General features: G+C 39.9%; 5 protein-coding genes. All 5 read left to right on the top strand.

Annotated features, from left to right (window positions below; genetic code table 11):
- Positions 1-584 precede the first annotated feature (584 nt).
- The 5 genes from CXF76_RS00150 (at position 585) to ihfA (ending at position 6,381) form a co-directional block, all read left to right on the top strand.
- A complete protein-coding gene (locus tag CXF76_RS00150; protein ID WP_101162748.1) occupies positions 585-1,640 on the top strand; it encodes a DUF2066 domain-containing protein in 1,056 nt (351 codons plus the stop codon).
- Positions 1,640-2,350 (top strand): DnaA regulatory inactivator Hda, encoded by a 711-nt coding sequence (gene hda / locus CXF76_RS00145; protein WP_007580342.1) that lies wholly within the window; start codon positions 1,640-1,642, stop codon positions 2,348-2,350. The genes CXF76_RS00150 and hda overlap by 1 nt, the downstream gene beginning before the upstream one ends.
- Positions 2,351-2,695: 345 nt before the next feature.
- Complete coding sequence (gene pheS / locus CXF76_RS00140; RefSeq protein WP_033027877.1) at positions 2,696-3,676, top strand: phenylalanine--tRNA ligase subunit alpha; 981 nt, start codon at positions 2,696-2,698, stop codon at positions 3,674-3,676.
- 15 nt (positions 3,677-3,691) lie between these two features.
- Positions 3,692-6,079, top strand: a complete 2,388-nt coding sequence (pheT, locus tag CXF76_RS00135) for a phenylalanine--tRNA ligase subunit beta (RefSeq protein ID WP_024590546.1) — start codon at positions 3,692-3,694, stop codon at positions 6,077-6,079.
- Between the two features lie 2 nt (positions 6,080-6,081).
- Positions 6,082-6,381: an integration host factor subunit alpha gene (gene ihfA / locus CXF76_RS00130; RefSeq protein WP_002960690.1), complete on the top strand. Its 300-nt coding sequence runs from the start codon at positions 6,082-6,084 to the stop codon at positions 6,379-6,381.
- The last annotated feature ends 55 nt before the right edge of the window (positions 6,382-6,436 follow it).

Genomic DNA, 6,436 nt, shown 5'->3' with positions numbered 1-6,436 from the left:
TGTGAAAGTAGGACATTACCAGGCTTCAAATTGTAGAAAGCCCGAATTTAACGATTCGGGCTTTTTTACGTCTGCAGAAAAGTGAAATGCGCACAATTAATACACACTCACATCAACACCCATCACGTAGGGCGGGCGAGCGCAGCGACTCCCAACGTTAAAATCACAACAAAACCCCTCAATATCTACAGTAGCATTTGCTACGTGACTCTCCACCGCTGTGGGTACTGCGTAGCGCACCGACTTCATATTGTAGAGAGCCCGTATCTAACGATTTTTTTACGTCTGCAGAAAGTAAAACGTGAGCCAATAACGAATAATCTATACCGTAACATCATCGAGTAATTACATTTAATACCTTAATGATCAAACTAGACCCGGAAGGTTCGCGTTTTGAAAAGTGTAGTAAAGTTAAACGTAAGTGAATAGCGTACTACTCACTTAACTATCTTATTCATATTTAATCTTTTTTATTTTTTATAAAAGCTAATTACTTTCATTTCCTTAGATAACAAATTTAATTTTGCTTTGTTACTGTCTTTGATTTAGGATCAAATCAGTTTAAAACCAAGAACTAACAGCCTGTGTATAGATTATTAATTAGCGCCATATCCATTTTATTTTGTTTTTCTGCGTCGGCAGTTGAAGTAACTGATCTATATCAAGATATTTTAAAAGTGGATGACAAAACACGAGACACTCGATTAGCTGCGAGTCGTAAAGCTTTGCTCAATGTTTTAGTGAAAGTAAGCGGTGATGAAACTGCGGATCAAAATAAATTAGCACAGCAACGCACGAAAGATATTTCTGATTATATGCTTAAGTTTGAATATGACGAGAGAGCAAATGGACAATTGAAACTCGTTGTTAAATTTGAAGCTCGAAAGATCAATGCGTTAATCAAAGAGTTAAACTTACCTTTATGGGGAGTACAACGTCCATTAGTCGCAATATGGTTAGGTATTGAAGACAATTGGCGCAGAGAATTAGTAACACAAGAAAGTTACCCGCAATTAGAGCAGTTAATTTATGACAAAGCAGGACGCCGTGGTCTGCCTGTCGTTGTGCCATTACTTGATTTACAAGATAGACGTTTAGTAGGTATTCCTGAGGTATGGGGTAACTTTTCAGAACCAGTAGAAGAGGCCTCTAGACGATACAGTGCTGAGCGAAGTATTACAGCAAGAATGTATAAAGAAGCAGATAGCGAAAATTGGATTTTAGATTGGCGTTTTACTAATGATGATCAATTTGATTCAAATAGATTAACGGGCGATAAGCAGCAAATAGTGAGCCAAATGATTGATACCTTAGCTCGAGGCCTTGCAAGCGAGTACGCTATTGATCCAAATGCTTATTATGAACAAGCCGCGGCCACGCTAACATTAAAAGGCACGCACAGTTTTGTTGATGTTGAATTAGCAAAGCAAAGATTATTGAACTTAAGCGTTGTTACGCAAGTTAAAATTGTTCGTAAAACACCAGAATTTGTAGAATTTAAACTAAACCACACTGGTAACCTAAGCGATCTTAAAAAAGGGTTAGGGTTAGACTCCTCATTTAAAGATTATGAGGATCCACGCGCTTTTTATCATGTTGTTGATAAAAATAGCTTAGAGTATCAATGGATAACGCCATAATGCTAACTTCTGAGCCGATGCAAATGGCATTACCGGTTACCTTGCCGGATGACGAAACATTTGCATCGTACTTTGGTGGGGAAGATTCGTTAGAGGTTAACCATTTAAAAGATAGCTTTTCGAAGTTAGCTAAAAAGTTTCAGTATACTTATTTATGTGGGTTAGGTGATTCGGGTAAGTCTCACCTTTTGTATGCAACCTGCATTAAAGCACAAGAGCGTGGCTTATCTAATATGCTGCTGTCTATGCGCGAAGTAATTGACTTTGGACCTATGGTATTAGACGGTTTAGAAGCACTTGATGTTCTATGTATTGATGACGTGCATTTAGTTGCAGGCAATGATGCATGGGAAAAAGCACTATTCAACTTTTTTAACCGGTTTAACGAACCCGGAAAAATGTTAGTAGTAACTGCCGATTTACTTCCTAGCATGCTTAATATCTCGCTGCCTGACTTAGAGTCTCGCTTAACGTGGGGAACAACCTTTCAAATTCGTTCTATGAGTGACGACGATAAAGCACAAGCACTTGTTAAGCGCGCTCATATGCGCGGGCTTGAATTAAGTGATGAGTGTGCACGCTTTTTACTAACCCGTTTAAGCCGTGATATGCGTGCTTTATTAGATGTACTCGACAAATTAGATCATGCATCTATGGCAGCACAGCGAAAATTAACTATTCCTTTTATAAAATCAACGTTAAAGCTGTAGTAGGTCTAGAATCTAGACCCTTCTTTCAGTTATCATAAGCTATTATCAGAGCGTGTTTACCTTTCCTGATTGGAATTTGTTTAACTTAAGAGTGCTTTAATCGCGTCGTGAGGGCTTTAGCGTAGTATTTATATGCGAAACCCGAACAACAAAGAACGTAGCCTCCGAGATAAACACTTCAAACTGCATGTGTTTGGTCTTTATTTAGCGTTATTGCATCACTTATGTAGGAAACTACAGTCCAATGCTTAACCTTATTTAATAACCAACCACACTGTTGTAAAGCAATCTTGAAAGGCCAACACGCTCTTAAGCAATCACCTTCTGTGAAAGATCAGGTATCGAATGAACTTAGAAAACATATTAGCGCAAGCACTTGAGGCGGTAGCCAGTGCCAGTGAAATAGCGCAGTTAGAAGATATCAGGGTTAATTACCTTGGTAAAAAAGGCGAAATCACTAGCTTACTTAAAACGTTAGGTAAAATAGCACCTGAAGAACGTAAAGAAGCAGGCCAAGTTATAAACCAAGCTAAACAAGATGTACAAACTGCTATCAACGAAAAGCGTGAATTGCTAGCAAGTAAAGCACTTGAAGAAAAACTAGCTGCTGAAACTATAGATGTAACTCTACCAGGGCGTGTTATGCCTACTGGCGGTTTACACCCAGTTACGCGCACTATTGAGCGCATAGAAAGCTTTTTCGGTGAGTTAGGTTTTGAAGTTAAATCTGGTCCAGAAATTGAAGACGATTTTCATAACTTTGATGCGCTAAATATTCCAGAGCACCATCCAGCACGTGCTGATCATGATACCTTTTATTTCAATCCTAAATTAGTACTACGTACACAAACAAGTGGCGTGCAAATTCGTACTATGGAAACTGAGCAGCCACCACTGCGCATTATTTCACCTGGACGTGTATATCGTAACGATTACGACCAGACACATACACCTATGTTCCATCAGGTTGAAGGTTTAATGGTTGATACCGATGTTAGCTTTACTGAGCTAAAAGGTATTTTGCATGATTTTTTACGTAACTTTTTTGAAGAAGATATGGAAATTCGTTTCCGTCCTTCATTCTTCCCGTTTACAGAACCTTCGGCTGAAGTAGATGTTATGGGTAAAGACGGTAAGTGGTTAGAAGTACTAGGCTGCGGCATGGTACACCCAAATGTACTTAAGTCTGTGGGCATTGACCCAGAAAAATACACCGGCTTTGCTTTTGGTATGGGTGTAGAGCGTTTAACTATGTTGCGCTATGGCGTAAACGATTTGCGTGCATTTTTCGAAAATGACTTAAAATTCCTGAACCAGTTCCGTTAAGAGTGAAACAATAAAATGAAATTTAGTGAAAAGTGGTTAAGAGAGTGGGTTAATCCTGCTATTGATACGCAAGCTCTTTCGGAACAGCTTTCAATGGCTGGTCTAGAAGTTGATGGCGTTGAGCCTGCTGCTGCCAAATTTAATGGCGTAGTTGTAGGTGAAGTTGTTGAATGTGGGCAACACCCTGATGCAGATAAACTGCGTGTTACCAAAATTAACGTAGGTGGCGATGAGCTACTTGATATCGTGTGTGGTGCACCAAATTGTCGTTTAGGTATTAAAGTTGCTGTTGCAACTGTGGGCGCTGTACTGCCTGGTGACTTTAAAATTAAAAAAGCCAAACTACGCGGCCAACCTTCAAACGGAATGCTATGTGCTTTTGTTGAGCTAGGTATTAGCGAAGAAGGCGACGGCATTATGGAATTGCCAAGCGATGCACCAGTAGGCACTGATTTACGTGATTACCTAGGTCTTGATGATAATATTATAGATGTTGATTTAACACCAAACCGTGGTGACTGCTTAGGTATAAAAGGTCTAGCACGCGAAGTAGGTGTTTTAAATAGTATTGACGTAAACGTATTAGATATTCCAGCTGTTACTCCAACAATTGATGACAAAGTATCAATTGAGCTAGTTAATGAAGATGCATGTCCTCGTTACCTTGGTCGTGTAATAAAGGGCATTAACCTTGATGCAGAAACACCGCTTTGGATGGTTGAAAAGCTACGTCGCAGTGGCGTACGTTCAATCGATCCGGTTGTTGATGTGACTAACTATGTATTACTTGAACTTGGTCACCCAATGCACGCGTTTGATTTAAATGCGATTGAAGGTGGTATTAAAGTACGTGGTGCAAACGCAGGCGAAGAACTTGTTTTATTAGACGGTAACACCGCTAAATTAAACGACACAACACTTGTGATAGCCGATCATAACAAAGCACTTGCAATTGCAGGTGTTTTTGGTGGTGAGCAATCAGGTGTTACAGATAAAACATCTGATATATTACTTGAAAGCGCATTTTTTAATCCTGTAGCAATTGCAGGGCAAGCACGTAGCTACGGTTTACACACTGATGCTTCACACCGTTATGAACGCGGTGTTGATTTTGCTCTACAACATGATGCAATGGAACGTGCAACAGCACTTCTTCTTGAGATTGTAGGTGGTCAAGCAGGCCCTGTAGTTGAAGCTGTTGCGGCTGACAAACTACCAAAAGTGACTGAAGTACGTCTTCGTCGTGCACGTTTAGACCGTGTTATTGGTCATCATATTGAAGATGCTAAAGTAACAGATATTCTTACGCGTTTAGGTCTTGATGTTAAAGTAGAAAATGAAAGCTGGAGTGCGGACGTACCAAGCTACCGTTTTGATATTCGCATCGAAGAAGATTTAATTGAAGAAGTAGCACGTGTTTACGGTTACAACAGCATTCCAAATGTTGCACCAACTGCAAAACTTAAAATGACGACACATAACGAAGCAACTATTGCACTTAGCAAGTTCCGTAATACGTTAGTGACTCGTGGTTACCAAGAAGCAATTACATACAGCTTTGTAGACCCTAAAGCACAAGCTATTTTACACCCAGAGTGTAAAGCAATGGTATTACCGCACCCTATTTCAATTGAAATGTCAGCGATGCGTGTAAGTTTAATGCCGGGTTTATTAGCGTCTGTAGCGTATAACCAAAATCGCCAACAGCCTCGCATTCGTTTATTCGAACATGGTCTTAAATTTATAAGCGACGAAAGTGCAGAAAATGGTGTTTACCAAGTACCGGTTATTGGCGGCGTTATTACGGGTCTTGTAAATGGTGAACATTGGGTTGAAGAAAAACGTAACGTTGATTTTTACGACCTAAAAGGTGATGTTGAAGCCTTACTTGCAATTACTAATGACGTTACTCGCTTTGAAATTAAAGCCGAGCAGTCAGATGGACTTCACCCTGGTCAATCAGCTGTAATATATGTTGATGGCAAAAAGGTTGGTTTTTTTGGTGCTTTACATCCTCAAGCTCAAAAGTCGTTAGATATCAACAACGCAACTTTTGTTTTTGAAATTGAAATGTCAGCAATAGAAAAAAGAAATTTACCGCAAGCAGAAGGGGTGTCTAAATTCCCTTCAAATCGCCGCGACATCGCGATTTTAGTGGCAGACAGCGTTAAATCTGGCGACATTTTAAGCGTGATCGAAAAAGTTGGCGGAAATCAATTGGTTGACCTAAACTTATTCGATGTGTATAAGGGCAAAGGTATTGAGCCAAATTATAAGAGTTTGGCGATTGCTCTAACACTGCAAGCGGTTGATAGAACACTCGAAGAGAAAGATATCAATCTAGTAGTTGATAACGTGGTGGCCGAATTGGCCGAACAGTTTAATGCATCGTTGAGGGACTAGATATGGCGCTTACTAAAGCCGACATAGCTGAACACCTATTTGAAAAGCTCGGGATCAATAAAAAAGATGCCAAAGATTTAGTTGAAGCGTTTTTTGAAGAAATCCGCTCAGCGCTAGAAAAAGGCGAGCAGGTTAAGCTCTCTGGATTTGGTAACTTTGATCTTCGAGACAAAAAAGAAAGACCAGGCCGCAACCCGAAAACAGGCGAAGATATTCCTATTTCGGCACGTCGCGTGGTGACTTTTCGACCAGGTCAAAAGCTTAAAACCCGCGTAGAAGTGGGCACAAGCAAAGCAAAATAAAAAAAGGCAGCGTAAGCTGCCTTTTTATTTGCCTGAATAACCTAGTTATTAAATT

It is taken from the genome of Pseudoalteromonas sp. 78C3 (assembly GCF_002836695.1).
Classification (GTDB): domain Bacteria; phylum Pseudomonadota; class Gammaproteobacteria; order Enterobacterales; family Alteromonadaceae; genus Pseudoalteromonas; species Pseudoalteromonas arctica.
The sequence above is the reverse complement of the archived record's forward strand: the minus strand, read 5'-3'. Positions and strand labels throughout refer to the sequence as shown.

Bases quoted from the DNA above. Each gene is read 5' to 3' on its own strand.
- hda (WP_007580342.1), top strand. From the start codon at position 1,640: ATGCTAACTTCTGAGCCGATGCAAATGGCATTACCGGTTACCTTGCCG.
- pheS (WP_033027877.1), top strand. From the start codon at position 2,696: ATGAACTTAGAAAACATATTAGCGCAAGCACTTGAGGCGGTAGCCAGT.
- pheT (WP_024590546.1), top strand. From the start codon at position 3,692: ATGAAATTTAGTGAAAAGTGGTTAAGAGAGTGGGTTAATCCTGCTATT.
- ihfA (WP_002960690.1), top strand. From the start codon at position 6,082: ATGGCGCTTACTAAAGCCGACATAGCTGAACACCTATTTGAAAAGCTC.